The organism is Hansschlegelia plantiphila, assembly GCF_027922265.1.
GTDB classification, from domain to species: domain Bacteria; phylum Pseudomonadota; class Alphaproteobacteria; order Rhizobiales; family Methylopilaceae; genus Methylopila; species Methylopila plantiphila.
On the sequence record NZ_BSFI01000008.1, the window covers coordinates 178909 to 202369 of the forward strand.

The window sequence follows — 23461 nt, forward strand, 5'->3', positions numbered from 1 at the left end:
GGCATCATCCCGCGAGCGCGCGCGAGACGATCTCCTTCGCCTCAGTCTGAATGCGCTTCAAGTGATCGGCGCCGAGGAAGCTCTCGGCATAGATCTTGTAGACATTTTCCGTCCCCGACGGCCTCGCCGCGAACCAGCCGTTCTCGGTCGCGACCTTCACCCCGCCGAAGTCGGCGCCGTTGCCGGGCGCCTTGGTCAGCCGCTCTCGGATCGGCTCGCCCGCCAACGTGTCGCCGGGAATCTGCTCCGGCGAGAGCTTCTTCAGCACCGCCTTCTGCTCGGGCGTCGCGGGGGCGTCGATGCGGGCGTAGACCGGGTCGCCGAGGCTTTCCGTGAGGCCGCGATAGACGACGCCCGGATCCTTGCCGAGCACAGCGGTCATCTCCGCCGCAAGCAGGCCGAGGATCAGTCCGTCCTTGTCCGTGGTCCAGACGCCGCCGTCGCGGCGCAGGAACGTGGCGCCCGCGCTCTCCTCGCCGACGAAGCCGAGCGAGCCGTCCACCAGGCCGTCGACGAACCATTTGAAACCGACCGGCACCTCGGTGAGCTTGAGCTGCAACGTTGCGGCCAGCCGGTCGATGATGGAGCTCGACACCAGCGTCTTGCCGATCGCGGCGCCCGAAGGCCAATTCGGCCGGTGGCCATAGAGGTACGAGATCGCCGCGGCCAGATAGTGGTTCGGGTTCAGGAGGCCGCAGGACGGCGCGACGACGCCGTGGCGGTCCGCGTCCGGATCGTTGGCGAATGCGACGTCGAACCGGTCCTTGAGCTCGATCAGCTTCTCCATGGCGTAGGGGGACGAGCAATCCATGCGGATCTTGCCGTCCCAGTCCGCCGTCATGAAGCGGAAGGTCGGGTCGACGGCCTCGTTCACCACGGTCAGGTCAAGGCCGTAGGTCTCGGCGATCGGCGCCCAGTATTCGAGCCCCGAGCCGCCAAGCGGGTCGACGCCGATCCTCACGCCCGCCGAACGGATCGCCGCCATGTCCACGACGTTTCCGAGGTCGCCGACATAGGCCCCGACGAAATCGTGGCGTTTGGTCTCCGGCGCCATGAGCGCCTTCTGCAGGGGGACGCGGCGCACGTCGCGCAGGCCGTCCTCGATCAGGGCGTTCGCGGTCTTCTCGATCCAGGCGGTCGCGTCGCCGCCGGCGGGGCCGCCGTTTGGCGGGTTGTACTTGAAGCCGCCGTCCTCGGGCGGATTGTGCGAGGGCGTTATCACCACCCCGTCCGCGAAGCCGCCTTCGCGACCCCGGTTGTAGCCGATGACGGCGTGGCTGATCACCGGCGTCGGGGTGAAGCGGGCGTTGGCGGAGATGCGGGTCTCGACGCCATTGCCCGCGAAGACCTCGAGCGCGCTTGCGAACGCCGCCTCGGACAGGGCGTGGGTGTCCTTGCCGACGAACATCGGACCGTCGATCCCGGCCTTCTTCCGGTAGAGGCAGATGGCCTGGGCGGAGGCCACGATATGGGTCTCGGTGAACACCGAATCGAACGACGTGCCGCGGTGGCCGGATGTGCCGAAGGCGACCCGCTGGCTGGGGTCGGACATGTCGGGTCTGTTGGAGAAATAGGCCGTCACAAGGCCCGGCACATCGACGAGCCGGGACGGCTCGATCGGCTTGCCGGCGAGCGGACTCACATCGTCGGACACAGGCTGTTCCCCCTGAGAATTCGCCCTGACCGCAGGCGACGCTGCCGAAGATAGGTCGGATCAGGGGGTTGGGAACAGGGCAGCCTCAGCGTTCAAGCACCAGCCGGTCGCCCTTCGACTCCATGCGCTTGAGCCGGCCGAGGAAGCTCATGCCGAGCAGATTCCCGGTCATCGCGCCTCGGGCGAGGACGACGGCGGCGACGTCGGGAACGGAGACGGAGCCGATTCTGAGGTCGCGGAGGACGACGCGCTTTGCGCCGACCTGGCCGTTCGCGGTCGAAACCCTGAGGTCGAACCGGTCGCCGCCGGCGATGAGGCCGAGGGACTGGGCCTGTTCGAAGGACAGCGCCACCACCGTCGCGCCGGTGTCGACCAGCATCGGCACGCGGCGTCCGCCGATCGTGGCGTCGACGCGAAAATGCCCGTCGTCATCGGCTCTTAGGGTGACGCTGCCGGGCTGCTCGACCGCCGCCGCGAGCGGCTTGGGGGCCTGAGGCGAGGATTTCGGAACCAGGCCGGCGGCCAGGTAGCTCACGCCGATCGTCAGAGCCGCCGCCGCCAGAACGATCTTGATCACGCCCGCAAACCCGCCTCTGGTCCCTCACCGAGGATGCCGGACGGGGCTGTGGGCGGAGTTAACGCGGGGAAACTTCGGGTGATTCCGGGTGAATCGGGCGTTAATTCTCGATCAATCCGCGGGCGATCAAGGCGTCGATCACCCGGTCGGCCAGAGCGTCGATCGGCGCGTCTGCGGTTCGCAGCACGAGCTCGGCGTTTTTCGGCGCCTCGTAGGGCGACGACACGCCGGTGAAGTTCGGGATCTCGCCCGCCAGCGCGCGTCGGTAAAGCCCCTTCGGATCGCGCGCGATGCAGGTCTCGAGCGGGGTGTCGACGAAGATCTCGACGAACTCCCCCTCCCCGACGAGGTCGCGCACCATCCGCCGTTCGGCCTCGAACGGCGAGATGAAGCAGCAGAGCACCAGCGTGCCGGACTCCACGAAGAGCTTCGCCACCTCGCCGACCCGGCGGACGTTCTCGACGCGGTCGGCGTCGGTGAAGCCGAGATCCTTGTTCAGGCCGAAACGGACGTTGTCGCCGTCGAGAAGCATGGTGTGCTGGCCGCGCACCGCGAGCTTCTGCTCGACGAGGTTCGCGACCGTCGACTTGCCCGAGGCCGAGAGCCCGGTGAACCAGAGCACCGCCGGCTTCTGCCGCTTGAGCGCGGAGCGCGCCGCGCGGTCGACGGTCGAGGCGTGGCGGTGGATGTTGGTCGCGCGCCGGAGGCCGTGAAGGACCATGCCGGCGGCGGCGGTCCCGTTGGTCTCGCGGTCGATCAGGATGAAGGCGCCGGTCTCACGGTTCTCGGCGTAGGGGTCGAAGGCGAGCGCGGAGCTGGTTTCGACGTTGACCTCGGCGATCTCGTTCAGCTTGAGGGTCTTCGCCGCGAGCTGGTCGAGCGTGTTGACGTCGATCTTGTATTTGAGCGCGGTGACGGTGGCGGGCGTCGTGCGGGTCGCGAGCTTGAGCAGGTAGGACCGGCCGGGGATCAGCGGCTCCTGCTCCATCCAGATGATGTTGGCGGCGAACTGGTTCGCCACCTCCGGCCGGCTCGCGGCCGGCGCCAGCACGTCGCCGCGGGCGATGTCGACCTCGTCCTCCAGCGTCAGCGTCACGCTGTCGCCGGCCTCGGCCAGATCGAGGTCGCCGTCCATCGTCACGATCCGGGCTATGCGGGTCGAGCGGCCGGACGCCGCGACCGTGACCTCGTCGCCGGGCCGGACCTGGCCGGAGGCGAGCGTGCCCGCGAAGCCGCGGAAGTCGAGGTTCGGCCGGTTGACCCACTGCACGGGAAAGCGCATCGGCTGCGCGCGCCGGTCGGCCTCGACCTCGACGCCTTCGAGATGCTGCAGCAGCGTCGGCCCGCGATACCACGGCAGGTCGGTCGACGGCGCGGTGACGTTCGCGCCGGTGAGCGCAGACATCGGGATCGTGGTGATGGACGCGAAGTTCAGGCGGGCCGCGAACTCCCGGTAGGCCTGCTCGATCTCGGCGAACACGACGTGGCTGTAGCCGACGAGGTCGATCTTGTTCACCGCGACCACGACGTGGCGGATGCCGAGCAGCGAGCAGATGAAGCTGTGCCGCCGGGTCTGCGTCAGCACGCCTTTGCGGGCGTCGATCAGGATGACGGCGAGATCCGCCGTCGAGGCGCCGGTCGCCATGTTGCGGGTGTACTGCTCGTGGCCCGGCGTGTCGGCGACGATGAACGTGCGCTTGTCCGTCGCGAAATAGCGATAGGCGACGTCGATCGTGATGCCCTGCTCGCGCTCGGCCTCCAGTCCGTCGACCAGCAGCGCGAGGTCGATCCCCGGCCCGGTCGTGCCGTACTTCTTCGAGTCCTTCTCGATCGCCGCGAGCTGGTCGTCGAAGATCAGCTTGGTGTCGTAGAGCAGCCGCCCGATCAGCGTCGACTTGCCGTCGTCGACCGACCCGCAGGTGATGAAGCGCAGCAGCGTCTTGCGCGAGACGGCGTCGGCGAGGGCGGCGGTCGAAGGGGCCGTGGCGAAGAGCTGGCTCACCGGAAATCTCCGTCATGCCCGGCGAAGCCGGGGATCCACGACCTGGACGTCGAGTGCGCGGAGCAAAGTCGTGGATGCCCGCGAAGGCGGGCATGACGGCGCGAGAGCATCATCAGAAATAGCCCTCGCGTTTCTTCTTCTCCATCGATCCGGCCTCGTCGGAGTCGATCAGGCGGCCCTGGCGCTCGGAGGTGGTGGAGGCGAGCATCTCGGCGATAATGTCCTCGAGGCTGGTCGCGTCGCTCTCGATCGCGCCGGTCAGAGGATAGCAGCCGAGCGTCCGGAAGCGGACCCGGCGCAGCTCCGGCGTCTCGTCGGGATTGAGCGGCAGGCGCTCGTCGTCGCGCATGATCAGCGCCCCGTCGCGCTCGACCACCGGGCGGACGTCGGCGAAATAGAGCGGCACGACCGGGATGTCCTCGGCGAGGATGTACTGCCAGACGTCGAGCTCGGTCCAGTTCGACAGCGGGAACACGCGGATCGACTCGCCCGGCCGGATGCGCGTGTTGTAGAGGCTCCAGAGCTCCGGCCGCTGGTTGCGCGGGTCCCAGGCGTGGTTCTCGGAGCGGAAGGAGAACACGCGCTCCTTGGCCCGGCTCTTCTCCTCGTCGCGCCGGGCGCCGCCGAAGGCCGCGTCGAAGCCGTATTTGTCGAGCGCCTGACGGAGCCCCTCGGTCTTCATCACCTGAGTGTGGACGTTGGAGCCGGACGCCACCGGCGAGACGCCGCGGCGCACGCCATCCTCGTTGACATGCACGATCAGATCGACGCCGAGGCGCTTCGCCGTCTCGTCGCGGAACCGGATCATCTCGCGAAACTTCCACGTGGTGTCGACATGGAGCAGCGGGAACGGCGGCTTCGCCGGGTAGAACGCCTTCATCGCGAGATGAAGCATCACCGACGAGTCCTTGCCGATCGAGTACAGCATGACCGGGTTCTTGAACTCGGACGCCACCTCCCGAAGGATGTGGATCGACTCCGCTTCGAGCCGCTTCAGGTGGGTCGACAAGGGCGTGGACATCGGTGCGCCGATATTTAACTGTTAAATCTTGTATTTAGTGATGAACTTACATCTGGCGTGCGCATAAACGTTTCCCCATGCCCCCGCAAGGCGAGCGGGGATGAGCAGGTCTGCAACGGGAGAACTCTCCAGGCGCGATGACGGCGGCGCGGTCTCACGCGCCCCACGCCCGCTCCAGCGCGCCGAGCCAGTTCTTCCACGCGAGCCTTTCGAGCGTCGCGTCGTCGAAACCATGCGCGCGCAGCGACTCCATCAGCCGCGGCAGGCCGGCGGCGTCGCTGATCGCCTCCGGCACGATCGCGCCGTCGAAGTCGGAGCCGAAGCCGACATGGTCGACGCCGAGCCGGCCGATCAGGTGGTCGAGGTGGCGCGCCATGGTCTCGAGCGGCGTGTCGGCGCGCATGCGGCCGTCTTCGCGCAGGAAACAGGTCGCGAAGTTGAGGCCGACGAGCCCGCCGGTGTCGCGGATCGCGTCGAGCTGGCGGTCGGTCAGGTTGCGGGCGTGCGGCGTCACGGCGTGGGCGTTGGAATGGGTCGCGACCAGCGGCGCGCGGCTGAGCTTCGCGACGTCCCAGAACCCGGCCTCGTTGAGATGGCTGAGGTCGATCAGGATTTTCAGCGCGTCGCATTCGCGGACGAGGTCGCGGCCGGCCGACGTCAGCCCCGGGCCGATGTCGGGCGAGGAGGGAAACCGGAACGGCGCGCCATGGGCGAACACGTTGGGCCGGCTCCAGACCGGCCCGATCGAGCGCAGACCCGCGGCGTGGAGCACGTGCAGCATGTCGAGGTCGGGCGCGATCGCCTCGGCGCCCTCGATGTGCAGCACCGTGGCCAGTCGTCCCGCATCCTTCGCGGCGAGGATCTCGGAAACGCTGCGGCAGACGGCGACCTCGCCGCCGGAGGCGCGCGCGATCCTGAGCAGGATCGACGCCATGTGCAGCGTCGCTCCTTGCGCCTCGCCGAGCGGCAAAGGCGCGGGCAGCGGCACGTCGTAGGTCGCCGCCCGCATCATCGCGACATAGTCGACGCCGAGCTGGCGCGACGGCACGAAGATCGCGAACAGCCCGCCGAACAGCCCGCCCTCCCGCGCCCGCGGCAGGTCGAGCTGCCCGCCCCCGCCGCCCTCTAGGAAGGATCTGACGCCGTCGTCGTCGTCCCGCCGCTCGCGCAGGCGGAGCAGGACGTCGTTGTGGCCGTCGAAGACGGGGATGGGCGCGGTCATGGCGTGAGCAGAGCAGCCGGCCGGGCGAGGCGCAATGGACCGAATTGCAGGCGCGACGCTGCACGTCCCCCTATCCCGCAGCGGGAGAGGCCCGGGGCGAGGGGTCGCTTCAGAAGGAAGCGCCGATCGGAGATGCGGAGCTCCGCGCCAGGCGACCCCTCATCCGCCCGCTTCGCGCCTCTTCTCCCCGGAACGGGGCCGATCAGATGAGGCCGCGCTGCTCGGCGAGGCCCTTCAGGTCGACCTGCGGACGCGCGCCGACATGGGAGATCACCTCCGCCGCCGCGAGCGAGCCGAGCTCGGCCGAGCGCTTGAGGTCGAACCCTTGCGTGTAGCCGTAGAGGAAGCCCGCCGCGAACAGATCGCCGGCGCCGGTCTTGTCGACGATGTCGCCGTCGACCGGAGCCGCGGGGACGCGAATGCGCTCGGGGCCCTGGATCACCACGCAGCCCTCGGCGCCGAGCGTCACCGCCGCGAGCTTCGCGTCCGACGCCACCGCCGAGATCGCGGCCTCGATGTCCGAGGTCTCGTAGAGCGACTTCAGCTCGCTGTCGTTGGCGAACAGGATGTCGACGTCGCCGTCGCGCATCAGCGCGAGGAATTCGGGGCGGAACCGGTCCACGCAGAAGGAATCCGACAGCGACAGCGCGACCTTGCGGCCGGCCTCGTGGGCGGCCTTCGCGGCCTTGCGGAAGGCGTCCTTCGCCGCGGGCGGATCCCAGAGATAGCCTTCGAGATAGACCACCTTGGCCGACTTGATCACCTCGGGATCGATGTCGCCCTCGCCGAGCCCCTGGCAGGCGCCGAGATAGGTCGACATTGTGCGCTCGCCGTCCGGCGTCACGAGCACGAAACAGCGCGCCGTCGAGACGCCGTCGGAGGAGGCCCGGGTCGCGAAATCGACGCCGATGGTGGTGATGTCGTGGCGGAAGATCTCGCCCAGCGCGTCGGCCCGCACCTTGCCGACGAAGGCGGCCTTGCCGCCGAACGAGCCGAGGCCCGCGAGCGTGTTGGCGGCGGATCCGCCCGAGGCCTCGATCGCCGGGCCCATCATGCCGTAGAGCGACTCGGCGCGGGCCTCGTCGATCAGCGTCATCGACCCTTTCGCGAGCCCTTCGCGGGCGAGGAACGCCTCGTCGGTCTTGGCGATCACGTCGACGATGGCGTTGCCGATGCCGACGACGTCGTACTTCGCTTCGCTCATTTGGAAGGCTCCTGACGGGGACAAGGGCCGGCCCTTGCGCGGCCGTCAGGTGGACGCCATAACGCGCCGTCCTTCATGAGGCAATCGAACACGATGACGAGCGTTTCCCAGCGGGTGTTCTCCGGCGTGCAGCCGACCGGGAATCTGCACCTCGGCAACTATCTCGGCGCGATCAAGCGCTTCGTCGAGCTGCAGGACCGCTTCGAGTGCATCTACTGCGTGGTCGACCTGCATGCGATCACCGTGTGGCAGGACCCCGTGGAGCTCAAGAAGTCGATCCGCGAGGTGGCGGCGGCGTTTCTTGCAGCCGGCGTCGACGGCGATCGCCACATCGTCTTCAACCAGTCCCAGGTCTCGGTCCACGCCGAGCTCGCCTGGGTGCTGAACTGCGTGGCCCGGCTCGGCTGGCTGAACCGCATGACGCAGTTCAAGGAGAAGGCCGGCAAGGACCGCGAGAACGCCTCGGTCGGCCTCTACGTCTATCCCGACCTGATGGCGGCCGACATCCTGGCCTACCGCGCCACCCATGTGCCGGTCGGCGAGGACCAGAAGCAGCATCTCGAGCTCGCCCGCGACATCGCGCAGAAGTTCAACAATGATTTTTCCCAGTCGATCGCGACGAACGGCTTCGAGGAGAAGTTCTTTCCGCTGCCGGAGCCGCTGATAGCGGGACCCGCGACGCGGGTGATGAGCCTTCGCGACGGCTCGAAGAAGATGTCGAAGTCCGAGCCCTCCGACGCCTCCCGCATCAACCTGACCGACGACGCCGACCAGATCGCGAACAAGATCCGGCGCGCCAAGACCGATCCGTTCCCGCTGCCCGAGACCGTCGAGGCGCTCAAGGCGCGGCCCGAGGCCGACAACCTCGTCGGCATCTACGCAGCCCTCGCCGACACCGACGCGGCCGGCGTGCTCGACGCCCATGGCGGCGCGCAGTTCTCGCAGTTCAAGCAGGCGCTGGTCGACCTCACCGTCGAGAAGCTCGCGCCGATCACGGCCGAGATGAAGCGCCTGGTCGCCGACCCCGCGCACATCGACGCGACGCTCGCCAAGGGCGCGGAGCGCGCCGAGACGATCGCGCGCGAGACGATGAACGCGGTGAAGGACATCGTCGGCTTCGTCCGGCGCTGAGGCCAGGCGTATTGCGGGCGGCGCCCTCCTCCCGCATCCTCGCCTCCATGAACGCCCCCCGCCGCTGCTACGAGGCCGGCCACCGGCCCAAGTTCCTCGTCGTGGTCGACGACAGCGAGGAGGCCGACCGCGCGCTCTATTTCGCGGCGCGGCGGGCGTCCCGCGTCGGCGCGACCGTCACGCTGCTCGCGACCATCGCGCCGGGCGAGTTCCAGCACTGGTTCGGCGTCGGCGAGGTGATGCGCGAGGAGGCCGAGGCGGAGGCCCGCGCCCGTCTCGCCCGCTTCGTGGCCCGCGCCCGGGATATCGCGGTCGAGGCAGAGCCGGTGGTGAGGCAGGGCGTCGAGGCCGAGGAGATCGCGGCCCTGATCGCGGAGGACGAGGACATCGCCCTGCTGGTGCTCGCCGCGAGCTCCGGCTCCGACGGCCCCGGCCCGCTCGTCGCCGCTATCGCCGGCAGGGCGATCGCCGATTTCCCGATCCCGATCGCGATCGTGCCGGCGCATCTCACCGACGCCGAGATCGACGCGCTCACCTAGGCGTCACTTTCCCGGCTGCTCCACGATGAGGCCAGCGAGGCGCCGCACCGCCGGAAGGACGACCAGCAACGTCGGAAACGCGATGACCCAGGAGAGTCCCCAGGCGCGCAGCCACTGTTCCGGAAGATCGGGCGCAAGTCCGATCCCCCGCCCGGTCGAGATGCCGGAGACGATGAAGCACATCAGAAGGGACAGCAGGAAGGGAGTCACCACGCCGTTGAAGCAGGCGGGCAGTTTTCGAACAGTCGACATGGCGCGTCTCGGCAAACCCAGCCGCCCCTTGGGCGGCCTGCGGTCAGAAGCGTTGCGTCACGTTAACGCCTACGGAAACCGCCGAATCCCACGGCTTCAGGCGCGGTTCTAGCGTCGCGTCCCGGAGGCCGCAACGCCGGCTTCCGGAGCACGCGGCGCCGCAGCGCGATTGACCGTTCCGGTCTAAACCCCCATCTCTTGGGCGAGCCTGAAAGGTTTTGCCCGATGTTCATCCAGACCGAAGCCACCCCGAACCCAGCGACGCTGAAGTTCCTGCCCGGCCGCGACGTGCTGCCCGGCGGCACGCTGGAGATGAAGGCGCCGGCCGACGCCGCCAACTCGCCGCTCGCGCAGAAGCTGTTCGCGATCGACGGCGTGACGGGCGTGTTCTACGGCTCGGACTTCATCACCGTCACCAAGGCCGGCCCCGAGTGGCAGCACCTGAAGCCCGCCATCCTCGGCGCGATCATGGAGCATTACCTGACGGGCGAGCCGCTCGTCGGCGGCGAGGCGGCGCCGGCGAACGCCGACGACGACGAGTTCTTCGAGGAGGCGGACGCGGAGACCGTCGACACGATCAAGGAGCTGCTCGAGACCCGGGTGCGCCCGGCGGTCGCGCAGGACGGGGGCGACATCACCTTCCGCGGCTTCCGGGAAGGCGTCGTCTATCTCAACATGAAGGGCTCGTGCTCCGGCTGCCCGTCGTCGACCGCGACGCTGAAGCAGGGCATCGAGAACCTGCTCCGCCACTTCGTTCCGGAAGTCGAGGAAGTCCGCCCGGTCTGAGCGGCGCTTACGTCGCGAATATTCCGGAATCGTCGGCGAAGCCCTTGAACTCGAGCGCGTTGCCCGAAGGGTCGGCGACGAACATCGTCGCCTGCTCGCCGGGCTGGCCCTCGAAGCGGACCTTGGGCCTCAGCCGCCACACCGTCGCAGGATCGGCCTCCAGCCGGCGCGCGAGAACGCGCCAGTCGTCCATCGTCAGCACGACGCCGAAGTGCGGGATCGGCACCGCGTCGCCGTCGACGCCGCCGCAGACTTCCGGCGCGGCGGCCGCGGGACGCAGATGCGCCGACAGCTGATGGCCGAACAGCTCGAAGTCGATCCATTCGCCGGGGCTCTCCCGGCCGATCCGGCATCCCATCACCTCGCCATAGAAGCGCCGCGTGGCTTCGAGGTCGGAGACGGGAAAGGCGAGGTGGAATGGGCGCATGGGATTGAGGTCTCGGAGCTTCAGGCCCGCGCGGCGGCGGCGAGTTGCGACAGCGCGCGCAGGAGGTCGCCGGTCACAAAGGGCTTCTGCAGCGTCGGCGCGTCCGGGAAGCGATCGCGCACGCCGGCCTCGCCATAGCCTGTCACGAACACGAAGGGAACGCCGCGCGCCGCGAGCGCGTCCGCAACCTCGAAACTCTGCTCTCCGCCGAGATTGACGTCGAGCAGCGCGCCGTCGATGCGCTCGGCCGCAATCGCCGCGAGCGCGGCCTTCACGCCGCTCGCCGGACCGACGACCGCCGCCCCGCCGTCGAGCAGCATGTCCTCGAACAGCATCGCGATCATCGCCTCGTCCTCGACCACGAGAATCTTCAGGCCGGTCAGTGGGGCGTCGGTCATGGCGTCATGATCTTCTGGGAGAGAGGCAGCTGGAAGGCGCATGCGATCCCGCCGGGATCGAAGGCGAGCGTCGCGACGCCGCCAAGCTCGCGCGGGGCGCCGCGCTCGATCAGGCGGAGGCCGAATCCCCTTCGGCCCGGCGGCCCCACCGGCGGCCCGTTGGTCTCCCGCCATTCGAGCTGCAGCGCTCCCCCCGGGCGAGCGCCGTCGACGGTCCACGTCACGGCGACCCTTCCCTCGGGACTCGACAGCGCGCCGAACTTCGCAGCGTTGGTTGCGAGTTCGTGGAACGCGAGGTTGAGCGTTACGGCGGCCGTCGGCGACAGCCGGATCTCCGGGCCTGTGATCCGGATTCGATCCTTCCCCTCGACGACATAGGGCGCGAGCGTTCCGCTGACGAGGTCGGAGAGCCCGGCGGACGTCCAGGTTTCGCGCGTCAGCACGTCATGGGCGCGCGACAGCGCCATCAATCGGGCGTTGAACACCGCCTCGAACTCTTCCGACGAAGAGGTCGCGAGCCGGGTCTGATGGGCGAGCGCCTGCACGGTCGCGAGATTGTTCCTGACGCGGTGGTTGAGCTCGGCGAGGAGCCAGCCTCTGATGCGCTCCTGCTCGACGCGCTCGCTGACGTCGGTGGTCACGCTGAAGAAGCCCGCGGGCTCGCCCGCCTCGTCGACGATCCGCGTCACGTTGGTGACGGCCCAGACCGCCGAACCGTCCGGCCGGAGGTAGCGCTTCTCCAGCGTATAGGAATCCTCGTCGTCAGAAGCCGCCTCGAGCTCGCGCCGGCTGGTCTCGGCGACGTCCTCCTGATGGGTGATCTCGGAGACGCTGAGCCCGACGATCTCGGCGGGAGGACGCGCGAGAAGGCGGCCCATGCTCTCGTTGACCCGCACGAAACGGCCATCGAGGTCGACCTCGGAAAGACCGACCGAGGCCTGCTCGAAGATCACGGAGAAGCGGCGCTCGCTCTCGCGCAGCCGCGCCGCGGCGTCGGCGCGGTCGAGCGCGAGCCAGATCCGCTCGACGGCTTCGCGCGCGAGGTCGCGGTCGTGGTCCGACCAGCGGCGGGGGCGGTCGGCGTTGAGGAACAGGAAGCCGATCGTGCGGCCCTGGCGCACGACCGGCGCGATGAGCTGCGCGACCACCCCGTAATCGGCGAGCCGCTTCGCCTCTTCGGCCGTGTAAAGCGGGTCCGATCCGACCGCCTCGCTCGAAAGCACGCCGCCCGCCAGCATCTCGGCCATGGGCCGCGCGCCGAACTCGGCGAGCGTGAAACGTTCGGACGGCGCGTCGCCCGGCGCGGAGAGGCTCCACCAGCCCACCACCCGCCCGACTCCCTCGCCCTCGATCTCCGAATAGCCGGTGCGAACCAGACCGAGATGCCGTCCGATCGCCTCCAGCACCGCGGACAGCGTCTCGGCGCGGCCGGACTGGCCGGAGGCGAGGTCGCGGAGCTGGTCGCCGATCTGAAGAAGAAACGTCTGGTTGCGCGACTTGACGACCTGGTCGGTCGTCTCCTGACCCTGGTTGAAGACGCCGACCACCTTGCCGTCGTCGTCGAGGATCGGGGTCAGGCTGTAGCTCCAGTAGGTCTGCTCCACGACGTCCCGCCGCGTGAGGGCGAGCATCTGGTCGGTGGTGGAGACGCCCTTGCCCTCGCTTACGACACGGTCGAACTGCGGGCCTACCATCGGCCAGATGTCGCGCCAGACCTGAGCTGTCGGCTCGCCGATCGCCGCCGGGTGCCGATCGGCGGGCACCGGCATCCACGCGTCGTTGTAGAGCAGCCTGAGCTCCGGTCCCCAGTGGATCGCGGTGGGCATGCTGGAATGCAGGCAGATTCCGAGCGCGACCTTCAGCGTGCTGGGCCAAGCCTCCGGCGGACCGAGCGGATGGTCCGCCCAGCTGAACGCCTGCAGGCGCGCCGCCATTTCTCCGCCGCCGGTGAACAGCCCCGTTCCCCATTCACTGAAGTTCAGGAGCCCCGCTTGGGCGACGCGGGACCCAGGACACGCGCCGCCAGCGCTTTCGGGCTGGCGACCGCTCTCGCGGGGAGTTATGGGCAGGCTCGGCGTCTCGTACAGGGGGCGGAGGGGCGAGTTGCTCCCCCGCGACGGCTTTTTTTGCCGGTGGTCTTGCGAAGTTCCGAATGCGGGGCGCCCTAATACCGTCGCCGGCTCGGACGGGCTCTTAAGCCCCCCTCGCCTGCGCTTGGCCGCATTGTTCGCAGATGAAACGCCCGCCCCGTTCAAATCGAGCCGCCGCCCAATGTTCCGACTGCCGCTCCGCTGCCTTCTGTTCGCCTTCGCGCTGGTCTGGGCGCTCGCGCCCGCCTTCGCGCAGGACGACACGACGACCGGCGCGATCGACGCCGCACGCGCGGAGCTCGACAAGATCGAGGCGCGGCTCGCCGATCCCGCCATCAACGATCGCGATCTCGCCGCCCTGCGTGAACGCATTGACCCGCTGTCGGCCTCGATCGACGCCGCGATCGCGACGCTGAGTCCTCAGCTCGACGCCGCCGACCAGCGGCTGGCGCAGATCGGGCCGAAGCCGTCTGCGGACGACGCGCCGGAAAGCGCCGACGTCAGCCGCGAGCGCGACGCGCAGACCGCGGCCCGGCAGAAGATTGACGAGGCCATCAAGCGTGGCCGGCTGCTTCAGGTGGAAGCGGCGCAGACCGGCGACGAGATCGTCCAGCGCCGGCGCTCGCTGCTCGCCCAGCGCCTGTTCGAACGCTCCCGCTCGCTGCTCGACCCGACACTCTGGATCGACCTCGTCGAGGAGGCGCCGCGCGATTTCGCCAGCATCCAGGCCCTCGGCGCGAACTGGGCGAACGTGATCTCGCGTAATTCGGGTCCGGGCTCGATCGGCGTGGTCGCAGCCGCCGCGATCGCCGCCTGGGCTCTTCTGTTCCCGATACGCCACTGGGTCGCGACCGTCGGGGAGCGGCTCGTCGCCCGGCAGACGCCGAAATCGCGGCTGAAGCGGTCGGCGACCGCTCTGTTCCGGCTGGCCGCGACGACGCTCGCGCCGCTGCTGGCGGCGCTCGCCTTGTACTGGAGCTTCAAGATCGCGGGCTGGATGCCCGCCAGGCTGGAGCCGATCTTCGTCGGCGCTGTGTGGGCGGCCGGCTTCCTCGGTTTCGCACAAGGCATGATGCGGGCCCTGCTCGCCCCGGGACGGTCGTCATGGCGGTTGTCCGACATGTCGGACGCCGCGATCGCCGAGATCAAGAACCAGCCGCTCTGGTGCATGGCGATCTTCGTGCTCGGCCACCTCACCGAGCGCTTCAACGGCGCGATCGTGGCGAGCCTCTCGGCCTCGATCGCCACCGCCGGCGTGTTCGCGACGCTGAACGCCGCGGCCTATGCGGTCGCGCTCCGCCGGGTGCGCGCCGCGCGCCATGTGGAGGCGGCGGAAGCGTCGGGCGGCGAGAGCCCGTCGCGTCCGCTGCTCGGCCTCGCGCGGATGATGGCGTGGATCGCGATCGGGATCGTGCTGGTCGCGGTCGGCTCGGGCTACGTCGCGCTCGGCCAGTTCCTCGCCAATCAGGTGATCTGGATCACCTCGGTGGTGTCGCTCGCCTGGCTGCTGCTGATCGTGGTCGACGACCTGCTGACCTCCGGCCTCTCGGCGGAGACGAAGTTCGGCCGCTCGGTCAGCGAGGCGATCGGCGTGCGGCCGGAATCGCTGGAGCAGATCGGCGTCGTGCTGTCCGGGGTCGTCCGGGTGATGATGATCGGCGTCGCGGCGTCGTTCATCCTTGCGCCGTGGGGGGTGGAGTCGACCGACGTGTTCGGCTGGCTCCGCTATGGCGTCAACGGCGTCCAGCTCGGCGGCATCACCGTTTCGGTGGCGGGCGTCGTCGGCGCGATCGCGCTGGTCGTGATCGGCGTCGGGCTGACCCGCGCCGTCCAGCGCTGGCTTGATCGCGACCTGCTGCCGAAGACCCGGATGGACCAGGGGCTGAAGGCCTCGATCTCCACCGGCGTCGGCTATCTCGGCGGCATAACCGTCATCGTGCTCGCCCTCGCCTATCTGGGCTTCAGCCTCGACCGCCTCGCCATCGTCGCCGGCGCGCTCTCGGTCGGCATCGGCTTCGGGCTGCAGGCGATCATCTCGAACTTCGTCTCGGGGCTGATTCTGTTGGCCGAGCGGCCTATCAAGGCCGGCGACTGGATCGTGATCGGAACCGATCAGGGCAATGTGCGGCGGATCTCGGTGCGCTCGACCGAGATCGAGCTTTTCGACCGCTCGACGCTGATCGTGCCGAACTCCGACTTCATCACCAAGAGCGTGAAGAACGTCACCCATGGCTCGCCGATGGGCCGCGTCCAGATCGAGCTCACGGTGTCATCGGCGGTCGACCCCGCCGAGGTGAGGCGCATCGCGATCGACACCGCCAAGGCCCACCCGGCGGTGCTCGCTTTTCCCGAGCCGCAGCTGCTGTTCAACACGCTCGGCAACGCCGAAAACGTCTTCGCGCTGTTCTGCAGCGTGCAGAGCCCCCGCCAGGCGTCGAGCGTGAAGAGCGACCTGAACTTCGCGCTGGTGAAGGCGTTCGCCGAGGCGCAGGTGCCGCTCGGCGGTCCGGGCGAGCCCAGCATGGCGGACGCGGTCGACCGCGTCGCCGAGGCGCTCAGGCAATGGGGCGCCCCGCCGACGAAGGCCGGCCCGGCGGCGCCCCCCGCCCACGATCCGGCGGACGCCCCGCTCGTCGAGCCGCCGCCGCCCGAGCCGCAGGGGTTCCTGTCAACGAAGCGTTAACCAGAGGGAGGCGCATTGTCGGCGCCTGTCGCGAGACCCGGAGACCCTGCGTTCATGACTTCTTCGACGACGCTTCGCGCCCTGCGCTGCGGCCTTCTCGGCGCGGCGGCGGCGCTCGCCGGCTGCTCCTCGCAGGCCCCCGCCCCGCGTCCCGGCGGCACGCCCAGCGTCTATCAGAGCCAGACCGCGCCGGGGGCCCGGCTCGACAAGCAGGCCGCAGCCGACATGGTGAGCGAATTCCGCCGCGGCCGGGGCCTGCCGCCGGTGACGCTCGACGCGTCGCTCAACCGCTTCGCCGAGGCTCAGGCCTCCGCGATGGCGGCGTCCGGCAAGCTCAGCCACGACGTCGCCGGCTCGCTCAAATCACGCATCGCGGCGTCGGGCATCCGCAATGGCGGCTTTTACGAGAACATCGGCGCGGGCCACGACAATCTGGCCGACGCCTTCACCGGCTGGCGCTCCTCGCCTCCGCACATGAAGAACATGCTGCAGCCCAAGGCCGACCGCGTCGGCATCGCCGCGGTCCGGGCGCCGGGCTCGCGCTACGAGGTGTTCTGGGCGATGGAGCTTTCGAACTCGAACGACCCGCGCCCGATGGCCTCGGCCGACCGGCCGGCGGTCACGGCCGCGCAGATCAACAATTCGATTCCGCCCTTCCCGATCGGCGCGTCGCCGGCGGGCATCTATGTCGGCGGAATGCGCTGAATCCTGGTCCTTCCCGTGGGCTCGTCGCGCCGCCGACCCCCTGCGGAAGGAGTAACCAAGAACCGCGCGCCGCGGTTTCCCGGCGGCTCGTTCTGTGTCACTTGTGCAGGCACACGATCGCAACCCGGATCCGGAATGCCGAGTTATCGGGCGCCTGTCGACGACACGCTGTTCCTGCTCTACGACGTGCTCGGCGTCGAGCGGCGCGCGAACCTCCCCGGCTTCTCCGAACTGAGCCGCGACCTGGTCTCCGCGGTGCTGACGGAGGCCGCGAAGTTCTCCGAGACCGTGCTTCAGCCGCTCAACGCGCCGGGCGACCTGCAGGGCTGCACGCGGCTCGCCAACGGCGACGTCGTGACGCCGAACGGCTTCAGGCAAGCCTACAAGGCGCTGACCGACGCCGGCTGGGGCGGGCTTTCGGCCGATCCGCAGTATGGCGGCCAGGGGCTGCCCCACGTCATCTCGACCGCCGTCAACGAATTCATCTCCTCCGCCAACATGGCCTTCGGGATGTATCCGGGCCTGACGCAAGGGGCGATCGCGGCGCTGACGCTGCACGGCTCGGACGAGCAGAAGCGCGCCTACCTGCCGAACCTCGTCGCCGGGACATGGACCGGCACGATGAACCTGACCGAGCCGCATTGCGGCACCGACCTCGGGCTGATCAGGACCAGGGCGGCCCCCCAGGCCGACGGCTCCTACCGCATCGCCGGCACGAAGATCTTCATATCCGCGGGCGAGCACGATCTGGCGGAGAACATCGTCCACCTCGTCCTGGCCCGCATCGAGGGGGCGCCGGATGGCACCAAGGGCATCTCGCTGTTCGTCGTGCCGAAGATCCTCGTCAATGAGGACGGCTCGCTCGGGGAGCGCAACGCCGTCTCCTGCGGCGCGATCGAGCGCAAGATGGGCATCCACGCCAACGCGACCTGCGTGATGAACTACGACGGCGCGACCGGCTGGCTGGTGGGCGTCGAGAACCGCGGCCTGCCCGCCATGTTCACGATGATGAACGAAGCCAGGCTCGGCGTCGGCGTCCAGGGCCTGTCACAGTCCGAGGTCGCCTACCAGAACGCCGCGGCCTACGCCAAGGAGCGCCTGCAGGGACGCGCGCTGTCAGGCCCGAAGGAGCCGTCGAAGCCCGCCGACCCGATCATCGCGCACGCCGACGTCAGGCGCACGCTGCTCTCGATCAAGGCGTTCAACGAGGCCGCGCGGGCGCTGATCCTGTGGACCGCGATCCGCGGCGACGTCGCCCGCGTCAGCAGCGACGCGGCCGAAGCCCAGGCCGGCGAAGACCACATGGGCCTTCTTACGCCTGTCATAAAAGGCGTGATCACTGACGTGGGCTTCGACAATGCGGTGAAGGCGCAGCAGATGTTCGGCGGCCATGGCTATGTCGCGGATTACGGCATGGAGCAGTTCGTCCGCGACGCCCGGATCGCCATGATCTACGAGGGCGCGAACGGCGTACAGGCGATGGATCTCGTCGGCCGCAAGCTGCCGCGCGACGGGGGCCGGGCGATCATGGCCTTCTTCCGGGAGGTGGACGGTTTTCTATCCGAGAACGCCGGCGAGGAGGGCCTCGAGGCGTTCCTCGAGCCGCTGAAGCGGGCGCGCGAGGACCTGCAGAAGGCGACGATGTGGTTCATGGCGAACGCCATGGCGAAGCCCGACAACGCCGGGGCCGGCGCGACGGATTACATGCACCTCTTCGGCCTCGTGGCGCTGGGCTACATGTGGGCGCTGATCGCCAAGGCCGCGCTCACGAAGAAAGCCGAAGGCGCGGACGGCATGGACGCCAAGCTGATGACCGGCCGCTTCTTCATGGAGTGCTGCCTGCCGGAGACCGCGACGCGGCTCGCGCGGATATCCGCGGGGTCGGAGACGATCATGGCGCTGCCGGCGGAGGCGTTTTGAGGACGACGCGCATCGCGCCGAGGCTGTCACGCCCGGCTTCGCCGGGCATGACGCGGACATAGCGGAGTAAGCGACTGATGCCCGACGCCTTCATCTTTGACGCGGTGCGGACCCCGCGCGGGCGCGGCAAGCCGGACGGGGCGCTGCACGAGGTGTCGACGCTTCAGCTCGCCGTCACCGCGCTGAAGGCGTTGGCCGAGCGCAACCATCTCGACGCCTCGATGATCGACGACGTCGTGCTCGGCTGCGTCGACCCTGTCGGCGAGGCAGGCGGCGACATCGCGCGCGCAGCGGCGCTCGCGGCCGACTACGGCATTCAGGTTCCGGGCGTGCAGATCAACCGGTTCTGCGCTTCCGGGCTCGACGCGGTGAACTTCGCGGCGGCGCAGGTGATGGCGGGGCAGCACGACCTCGTGGTCGGCGGCGGCGTCGAGAGCATGAGCCGCGTGGGGCTCGGCGCCTCCGGCGGCGCCTGGCCGATGGACCCGGCGATCGCCATTAAATCCTACTTCATGCCGCAGGGCGTCTCGGCCGACCTGATCGCGACCAAATACGGGTTCACGCGCGACGACGTCGACGCCTATGCGGTGGAGAGCCAGAAGCGCGCCGTCGCCGCCTGGGACGATGGCCGCTTCGCAGAGTCGGTCGTCCCTGTCGTCGACGTCAACGACATCGTGCTGCTCGACCGCGACGAGCACTTGCGGCCCGAGACGTCCATGCAGTCGCTCGGCGCCCTCAAGGCCTCGTTCGCCGAGATGGGCGACCTCGGCGGCTTCGACGCGGTCGCCGTGTACGCGCACCCCGAGATCGAGCGGGTCGAGCACGTGCACCACGCCGGCAATTCGTCCGGCATCGTCGACGGCGCGGCCGCGGTGCTGGTGGGCTCGAAGGAGGCCGGCGTCGCGGCGGGCATTAAACCCCGCGCTCGCATTCGCGCCTTCGCGAACATCGGGTCGGAGCCCGCGCTGATGCTGACCGGCCCGGTCGACGTGACGAAGAAGGTCCTGAAACGCGCGGGGATGGAGATCGGCGACATCGACCTGTTCGAGGTCAACGAGGCCTTCGCCGCGGTCGTGCTGCGCTATCTCCAGGCCTTCGACCTCGACATGTCCAACGTCAACGTCAACGGCGGCGCGATCGCCATGGGCCACCCGCTCGGCGCGACCGGCGCGATGATCCTCGGCGCCGCGATCGACGAACTCGAGCGATCTGGCAAAGAGACCGCGCTCGTGACGCTGTGCATCGGGGCGGGCATGGGAACCGCGACGATCATCGAGAGGGTGTGAGATGCAATTAATGAGGTAAAATCACCTGGAATTGGGGTAATGAACGCCCGCCCATTACCCCATTATCGGCCATCCTCTCCGATAGCGTCAATGCGCCTCCAACGGGAGCCGCGACCTTTACCGACAACCTCTAAACGCCCAGCCTCACGTTCGTTCCGAAGGACATAGCGCACCATATCCCATCCGACGCTGGGGCAACGCATGTGCAATTCAGAAATTGAGAAGTCCCCGATCATGCCCTCGACGGCTTGAAGAACCATGCGGGTCTTCATGCCTCTCCCGTCCTTCAGGTCCCCGACACCCCGTTCGAATTCCGTATAAGCAGCACTTACTACGCCAAGGAAATACGACACCCAAGGCATAGGATCATGTTTATTTAAATGCCAGCCCTGACTAGAGCGATAGAGCGTATCATAATAACTGTCTTTTGACTGCTCAATGAGACGCTCAAGAGAGACATAGCGCACAACGTTATAATCTTCTCGATATAAGAGCAGCACGCTTAAAAGCCTGACCATGCGGCCATTACCATCCGAGAATGGGTGCACACATAAAAAATCGAGGATATACAACGCCACAAGGATCAGCGGGTCTACGTCCGTATCGGCAGAAGCAACATAGTTGGATTGGAGTTCTCTCATGGCTTCATCCGTCTGCCATGCGGGGGTGGGCTGGAACCGCACGAATACCGTGCCATCAGGGCGCCGTTCCGTAATGCTATTATCGCCCCTCTTCCATTCCCCTCCAGAAACTCCGGTATAACGGAAAAGATCGCGATGGAGTTGGCGAATAATATTTGGGGTTAGCTCTATATATTCTTGCCTCTCATGAATCAGACCAAGTACATAGCGGTACCCTGCGATCTCTCCCTCAGATCGGTTGCCTGCGCTCGGCTCTGCCCCATCAACCAACCGCTCCAACATTGTGCGAGGAACCGTCACGCCTTCCAAACGGTTGGACGATTCCGTGCTTTCAATGATCGCGACCTGCCTCAAATTTTCCAATACGTCTGGAGCGCGCTCTTGAAACAAGTCCTGCTTCCCCTTGCCCTCCCCAATTGCGCGGATCGTGGACACAAGATCATGGGTCAAAGACAGACGATCAAGGACCTCGGGAACCAGCGACGCCATAAAGGCCCCCATCACTTTTTAAGTCGCTCAATAAGGACCTTTCTCATTCGCACAAGCAAGAGCGCTGTGAATCGCGGCTCCGCATTACAAATGCGCGTATCACATCGGACATATTCCCGTGCAAGCTACCGATCGAAAGATAAAGGATAGACCTTCATGACCGAAGCCAGCTTCCGCACCGAGCTCGACGCCGACGGAATCCTCTCGGTCGTCTGGGACATGCCCGGCCGCTCGATGAACGTGCTGACCGCCGAGGCGATCGACGAGCTGGGGCGGGTGGCAGACCGCGTGATCGCCGATGAGGCGGTGAAGGGCGTGATCGTCTCCTCCGCCAAGAAGGCGTTTTCCGGCGGCGCGGACCTCACGATGCTGGAAGGCATCGCGCGGCTCTACGCGACAAAGAAGGCCGAGGACGGCGAGAAGGCGGCGGCGAAGGCTGTGTTCGACGAGAGCCGGCGGCTCAGCCAGCTCTACCGGCGCATCGAGACCTGCGGAAAGCCTTGGGCCGTGGTGATACACGGCGTATGCCTCGGCGGGGCGTTCGAGCTCGCTCTCGCCTGCCATTACCGGGTCGCCTCGAACGATCCGTCGACCCGCGTCGGGCTGCCGGAGGTGAAGGTCGGGCTGTTCCCGGGCGCCGGCGGCACCACCCGCATCTCGCGCATCATGCCGCCGCAGGACGCGTTGCAGATGCTGATGAAGGGCGAGCAGATCCGCCCCGACAAGGCCCGCGCCATGCGCCTCGTCGACGAGGTCGCGCCGCAGGCTGAGATCGTCGAGCGCGCCCGCGCCTGGCTGAAGACCGCGCCGAAGGCGGTGAAGCCGTGGGACGAGAAAGGATTCAAGCTGCCCGGCGGCCCGGTGTGGTCGAAGGCCGGATTCATGACGTTTCCGGCGGCAAACGCGATCTATCGCCGGGAGACGCAGGACAATTATCCCGCGATCCGCGGCATGCTGCAGGCGGCGTTCGACGGGCTTCAGCTGCCGATGGATCTCGCGCTCACCGTCGAGAGCAGGCATTTCGCCAAGGTGCTGCGTAGCCCTGAAGCGGCGGCGATGATCCGCACCCTGTTCGTCTCGATGCAGGAGCTGAACAAGGGCGCGCGGCGGCCGAAGGGCGTCCCGGAGATCAGGCTCGCCAAGGTCGGGGTGGTCGGCGCGGGCTTCATGGGAGCGGGCGTCGCTTACGTCTCCGCGCAGGCGGGGCTGGACGTCGTGCTGGTCGACCGCGATCAGGAAACCGCCGACAAGGGCAAGGAATTCGCCCGCAAGCTGATCTCCGATCAGGTCGTGAAGGGCAGAGCTTCCGGCGCGGAGCGCGACGCGCTGGTCGGGCGCATCACGGCGACGCCGGACTATGCGGCGCTCGGCGAGTGCCAGCTCGTGATCGAGGCGGTGTTCGAGGACCCCAAGGTCAAGGCCGAAGTGATCGCCAGCGTCGAGGACGCGCTCGGCGAGGACGCGATCTTCGCCTCCAACACCTCGACGCTGCCGATCTCCGGCCTCGCCAAGGCTTCGAAGCGGCCGGAGAACTTCGTCGGCATCCACTTCTTCTCGCCGGTGGAGAAGATGCAGCTGGTCGAGGTCATCGTGGGCGACAAGACCGGCGACGTCGCGCTGGCGACAGCGCTCGACTACGTCCGCATGATCCGGAAGACGCCGATCGTGGTCAGGGACAGGCGCGGCTTCTTCGCCAATCGCTGCGTCATCGCCTATCTGCTCGAAGGCCACCTGTTGCTGACCGAAGGGGTGCCGGCGGCGATGATCGAGAACGTCGCAAAGCAGGCGGGCATGCCGGTCGGGCCGCTCTCCCTCAACGACGAGGTGGCCCTCGACCTCGGCCTCAAGATCCTGCGCGCGACCAAGAAGCAGTTCGGTCCCATAGCCATCCCCCCGGCGCAGGAAAAGCTGCTGACTGCGCTGGTCGAGACCGAAGGCAGGCTCGGCCGCAAGAACGGCAAGGGTTTTTACGACTATCCCGAAGGGGGCAAGAAGCGGCTGTGGCCGGGGCTTTCCGCGCTGCAGGAGATCAAGCTCGACCCCGAGACCATTGACCTGACCGAGCTGCGCAACCGCCTGCTGGTGACGCAGGCGCTGGAGGCGTCACGGACGGTCGAGGAAGGCGTCATCACCGACGTGCGCGAGGCCGACGTCGGCGCGATCCTCGGCTTCGGCTTCGCGCCCTTCACGGGCGGCCCGCTCTCCTTCATCGACGGCATGGGCGCCGCGGCCTTCTTGGCTCTCGCCCGGTCGCTCGAGGCGAAACACGGGCTTCGCTTCCGTCCGAACGCCCTGCTGACCGACCTCGCGGAGAGCGATGAGACGTTCTACGGCCGCTTCGCCAGCCCCACGGCCGCCGCCGCGGCCGAGGCGGCGTGAGGGCAGGCTTGCGGTCGGGCCGCATCGACCGCTAAAGCCGGCTCAGCAGCGCCGC

At 68.1% G+C, this 23461-nt stretch carries 19 protein-coding genes; 8 read left to right on the top strand and 11 right to left on the bottom strand.

The genetic code is table 11. The features are described from left to right. Nucleotides 1-4: 4 nt before the first annotated feature. The 6 genes from pgm to PKE75_RS10670 form a co-directional block, all read right to left on the bottom strand. The gene (gene pgm, locus PKE75_RS10645) at nucleotides 5-1654 is read right to left on the bottom strand and encodes a phosphoglucomutase (alpha-D-glucose-1,6-bisphosphate-dependent) (protein WP_271168706.1); all 1650 of its coding nucleotides are present in this window, start codon (nucleotides 1652-1654) and stop codon (nucleotides 5-7) included. Nucleotides 1655-1739: 85 nt separating this feature from the next. Then, nucleotides 1740-2231 carry a retropepsin-like aspartic protease family protein gene (locus tag PKE75_RS10650; RefSeq protein ID WP_271168707.1) on the bottom strand — a complete coding sequence of 164 codons (492 nt, stop codon included), beginning with the start codon at nucleotides 2229-2231 and terminating at the stop codon, nucleotides 1740-1742. A 100-nt stretch (nucleotides 2232-2331) separates the two neighbouring features. Next, nucleotides 2332-4233: a sulfate adenylyltransferase subunit CysN gene (cysN, locus tag PKE75_RS10655; protein ID WP_271168708.1), complete on the bottom strand. Its 1902-nt coding sequence runs from the start codon at nucleotides 4231-4233 to the stop codon at nucleotides 2332-2334. A gap of 112 nt (nucleotides 4234-4345) precedes the next feature. Further along, entirely contained in the window at nucleotides 4346-5254 is a 909-nt protein-coding gene (cysD, locus tag PKE75_RS10660; protein ID WP_271168709.1) for a sulfate adenylyltransferase subunit CysD, read from the bottom strand. Between the two features lie 154 nt (nucleotides 5255-5408). Continuing rightward, nucleotides 5409-6476 (bottom strand): dipeptidase, encoded by a 1068-nt coding sequence (locus tag PKE75_RS10665; RefSeq protein WP_271168710.1) that lies wholly within the window; start codon nucleotides 6474-6476, stop codon nucleotides 5409-5411. A 202-nt stretch (nucleotides 6477-6678) separates the two neighbouring features. Then, complete coding sequence (locus PKE75_RS10670) at nucleotides 6679-7680, bottom strand: adenosine kinase (RefSeq protein ID WP_271168711.1); 1002 nt, start codon at nucleotides 7678-7680, stop codon at nucleotides 6679-6681. A gap of 93 nt (nucleotides 7681-7773) precedes the next feature. On the opposite strand from PKE75_RS10670, the gene trpS reads away from it, so the two are divergent. Together trpS and PKE75_RS10680 are read left to right on the top strand one after the other, a co-directional pair. After that, nucleotides 7774-8811, top strand: coding sequence for a tryptophan--tRNA ligase (gene trpS, locus PKE75_RS10675; protein ID WP_271168712.1), 1038 nt, complete (start codon nucleotides 7774-7776; stop codon nucleotides 8809-8811). Between the two features lie 47 nt (nucleotides 8812-8858). Then, entirely contained in the window at nucleotides 8859-9350 is a 492-nt protein-coding gene (locus PKE75_RS10680) for a universal stress protein (protein ID WP_271168713.1), read from the top strand. A 3-nt stretch (nucleotides 9351-9353) separates the two neighbouring features. On the opposite strand, the gene PKE75_RS10685 is transcribed toward PKE75_RS10680, so the two are convergent. Continuing rightward, nucleotides 9354-9602: a DUF2798 domain-containing protein gene (locus tag PKE75_RS10685; protein ID WP_271168714.1), complete on the bottom strand. Its 249-nt coding sequence runs from the start codon at nucleotides 9600-9602 to the stop codon at nucleotides 9354-9356. Nucleotides 9603-9827: 225 nt separating this feature from the next. On the opposite strand from PKE75_RS10685, the gene PKE75_RS10690 reads away from it, so the two are divergent. Next, entirely contained in the window at nucleotides 9828-10388 is a 561-nt protein-coding gene (locus tag PKE75_RS10690) for a NifU family protein (RefSeq protein ID WP_271168715.1), read from the top strand. A gap of 7 nt (nucleotides 10389-10395) precedes the next feature. Here the strand turns inward: PKE75_RS10690 and PKE75_RS10695 are convergent, their stop codons facing one another. The 3 genes from PKE75_RS10695 to PKE75_RS10705 are packed head-to-tail and all read right to left on the bottom strand — an operon-like array spanning nucleotide 10396 to nucleotide 13147. Beyond that, complete coding sequence (locus tag PKE75_RS10695; protein WP_271168716.1) at nucleotides 10396-10815, bottom strand: VOC family protein; 420 nt, start codon at nucleotides 10813-10815, stop codon at nucleotides 10396-10398. Nucleotides 10816-10835: 20 nt separating this feature from the next. After that, a complete protein-coding gene (locus PKE75_RS10700; protein ID WP_271168717.1) occupies nucleotides 10836-11213 on the bottom strand; it encodes a response regulator in 378 nt (125 codons plus the stop codon). Beyond that, the gene (locus tag PKE75_RS10705; RefSeq protein ID WP_271168718.1) at nucleotides 11210-13147 is read right to left on the bottom strand and encodes a PAS domain-containing sensor histidine kinase; all 1938 of its coding nucleotides are present in this window, start codon (nucleotides 13145-13147) and stop codon (nucleotides 11210-11212) included. Before PKE75_RS10705 ends, PKE75_RS10700 begins: the two co-directional genes overlap by 4 nt. Before the next feature lie 337 nt (nucleotides 13148-13484). Here PKE75_RS10705 and PKE75_RS10710 point away from each other — a divergent pair, with 337 nt between their 5' ends. The 4 genes from PKE75_RS10710 to PKE75_RS10725 all read left to right on the top strand — a co-directional run bounded on the left by PKE75_RS10710 (nucleotide 13485) and on the right by PKE75_RS10725 (nucleotide 19897). Next, complete coding sequence (locus PKE75_RS10710; RefSeq protein WP_271168719.1) at nucleotides 13485-15986, top strand: DUF3772 domain-containing protein; 2502 nt, start codon at nucleotides 13485-13487, stop codon at nucleotides 15984-15986. Between the two features lie 54 nt (nucleotides 15987-16040). Continuing rightward, a complete protein-coding gene (locus tag PKE75_RS10715) occupies nucleotides 16041-16691 on the top strand; it encodes a CAP domain-containing protein (protein ID WP_271168720.1) in 651 nt (216 codons plus the stop codon). 135 nt (nucleotides 16692-16826) lie between these two features. Further along, complete coding sequence (locus PKE75_RS10720) at nucleotides 16827-18611, top strand: acyl-CoA dehydrogenase C-terminal domain-containing protein (RefSeq protein WP_271168721.1); 1785 nt, start codon at nucleotides 16827-16829, stop codon at nucleotides 18609-18611. Nucleotides 18612-18688: 77 nt separating this feature from the next. Then, a complete protein-coding gene (locus PKE75_RS10725) occupies nucleotides 18689-19897 on the top strand; it encodes an acetyl-CoA C-acetyltransferase (RefSeq protein WP_271168722.1) in 1209 nt (402 codons plus the stop codon). 62 nt (nucleotides 19898-19959) lie between these two features. On the opposite strand, the gene PKE75_RS10730 is transcribed toward PKE75_RS10725, so the two are convergent. Beyond that, on the bottom strand, nucleotides 19960-21027 hold the full coding sequence (locus PKE75_RS10730) for a Fic family protein (protein WP_271168723.1): 1068 nt from the start codon (nucleotides 21025-21027) through the stop codon (nucleotides 19960-19962). Nucleotides 21028-21183: 156 nt separating this feature from the next. On the opposite strand from PKE75_RS10730, the gene PKE75_RS10735 reads away from it, so the two are divergent. Beyond that, nucleotides 21184-23406 carry a 3-hydroxyacyl-CoA dehydrogenase NAD-binding domain-containing protein gene (locus PKE75_RS10735; RefSeq protein WP_271168724.1) on the top strand — a complete coding sequence of 741 codons (2223 nt, stop codon included), beginning with the start codon at nucleotides 21184-21186 and terminating at the stop codon, nucleotides 23404-23406. Nucleotides 23407-23461 lie beyond the last annotated feature (55 nt).

What these genes read in the sequence shown, in the direction of transcription:
- cysD (WP_271168709.1), bottom strand. Translation starts at nt 5,254, where the DNA reads ATGTCCACGCCCTTGTCGACCCACCTGAAGCGGCTCGAAGCGGAGTCG.
- PKE75_RS10665 (WP_271168710.1), bottom strand. Translation starts at nt 6,476, where the DNA reads ATGACCGCGCCCATCCCCGTCTTCGACGGCCACAACGACGTCCTGCTC.
- PKE75_RS10670 (WP_271168711.1), bottom strand. Translation starts at nt 7,680, where the DNA reads ATGAGCGAAGCGAAGTACGACGTCGTCGGCATCGGCAACGCCATCGTC.
- trpS (WP_271168712.1), top strand. Translation starts at nt 7,774, where the DNA reads ATGACGAGCGTTTCCCAGCGGGTGTTCTCCGGCGTGCAGCCGACCGGG.
- PKE75_RS10680 (WP_271168713.1), top strand. Translation starts at nt 8,859, where the DNA reads ATGAACGCCCCCCGCCGCTGCTACGAGGCCGGCCACCGGCCCAAGTTC.
- PKE75_RS10685 (WP_271168714.1), bottom strand. Translation starts at nt 9,602, where the DNA reads ATGTCGACTGTTCGAAAACTGCCCGCCTGCTTCAACGGCGTGGTGACT.
- PKE75_RS10690 (WP_271168715.1), top strand. Translation starts at nt 9,828, where the DNA reads ATGTTCATCCAGACCGAAGCCACCCCGAACCCAGCGACGCTGAAGTTC.
- PKE75_RS10695 (WP_271168716.1), bottom strand. Translation starts at nt 10,815, where the DNA reads ATGCGCCCATTCCACCTCGCCTTTCCCGTCTCCGACCTCGAAGCCACG.
- PKE75_RS10700 (WP_271168717.1), bottom strand. Translation starts at nt 11,213, where the DNA reads ATGACCGACGCCCCACTGACCGGCCTGAAGATTCTCGTGGTCGAGGAC.
- PKE75_RS10705 (WP_271168718.1), bottom strand. Translation starts at nt 13,147, where the DNA reads ATGGCGGCGCGCCTGCAGGCGTTCAGCTGGGCGGACCATCCGCTCGGT.
- PKE75_RS10710 (WP_271168719.1), top strand. Translation starts at nt 13,485, where the DNA reads ATGTTCCGACTGCCGCTCCGCTGCCTTCTGTTCGCCTTCGCGCTGGTC.
- PKE75_RS10715 (WP_271168720.1), top strand. Translation starts at nt 16,041, where the DNA reads ATGACTTCTTCGACGACGCTTCGCGCCCTGCGCTGCGGCCTTCTCGGC.
- PKE75_RS10720 (WP_271168721.1), top strand. Translation starts at nt 16,827, where the DNA reads ATGCCGAGTTATCGGGCGCCTGTCGACGACACGCTGTTCCTGCTCTAC.
- PKE75_RS10725 (WP_271168722.1), top strand. Translation starts at nt 18,689, where the DNA reads ATGCCCGACGCCTTCATCTTTGACGCGGTGCGGACCCCGCGCGGGCGC.
- PKE75_RS10730 (WP_271168723.1), bottom strand. Translation starts at nt 21,027, where the DNA reads ATGGCGTCGCTGGTTCCCGAGGTCCTTGATCGTCTGTCTTTGACCCAT.
- PKE75_RS10735 (WP_271168724.1), top strand. Translation starts at nt 21,184, where the DNA reads ATGACCGAAGCCAGCTTCCGCACCGAGCTCGACGCCGACGGAATCCTC.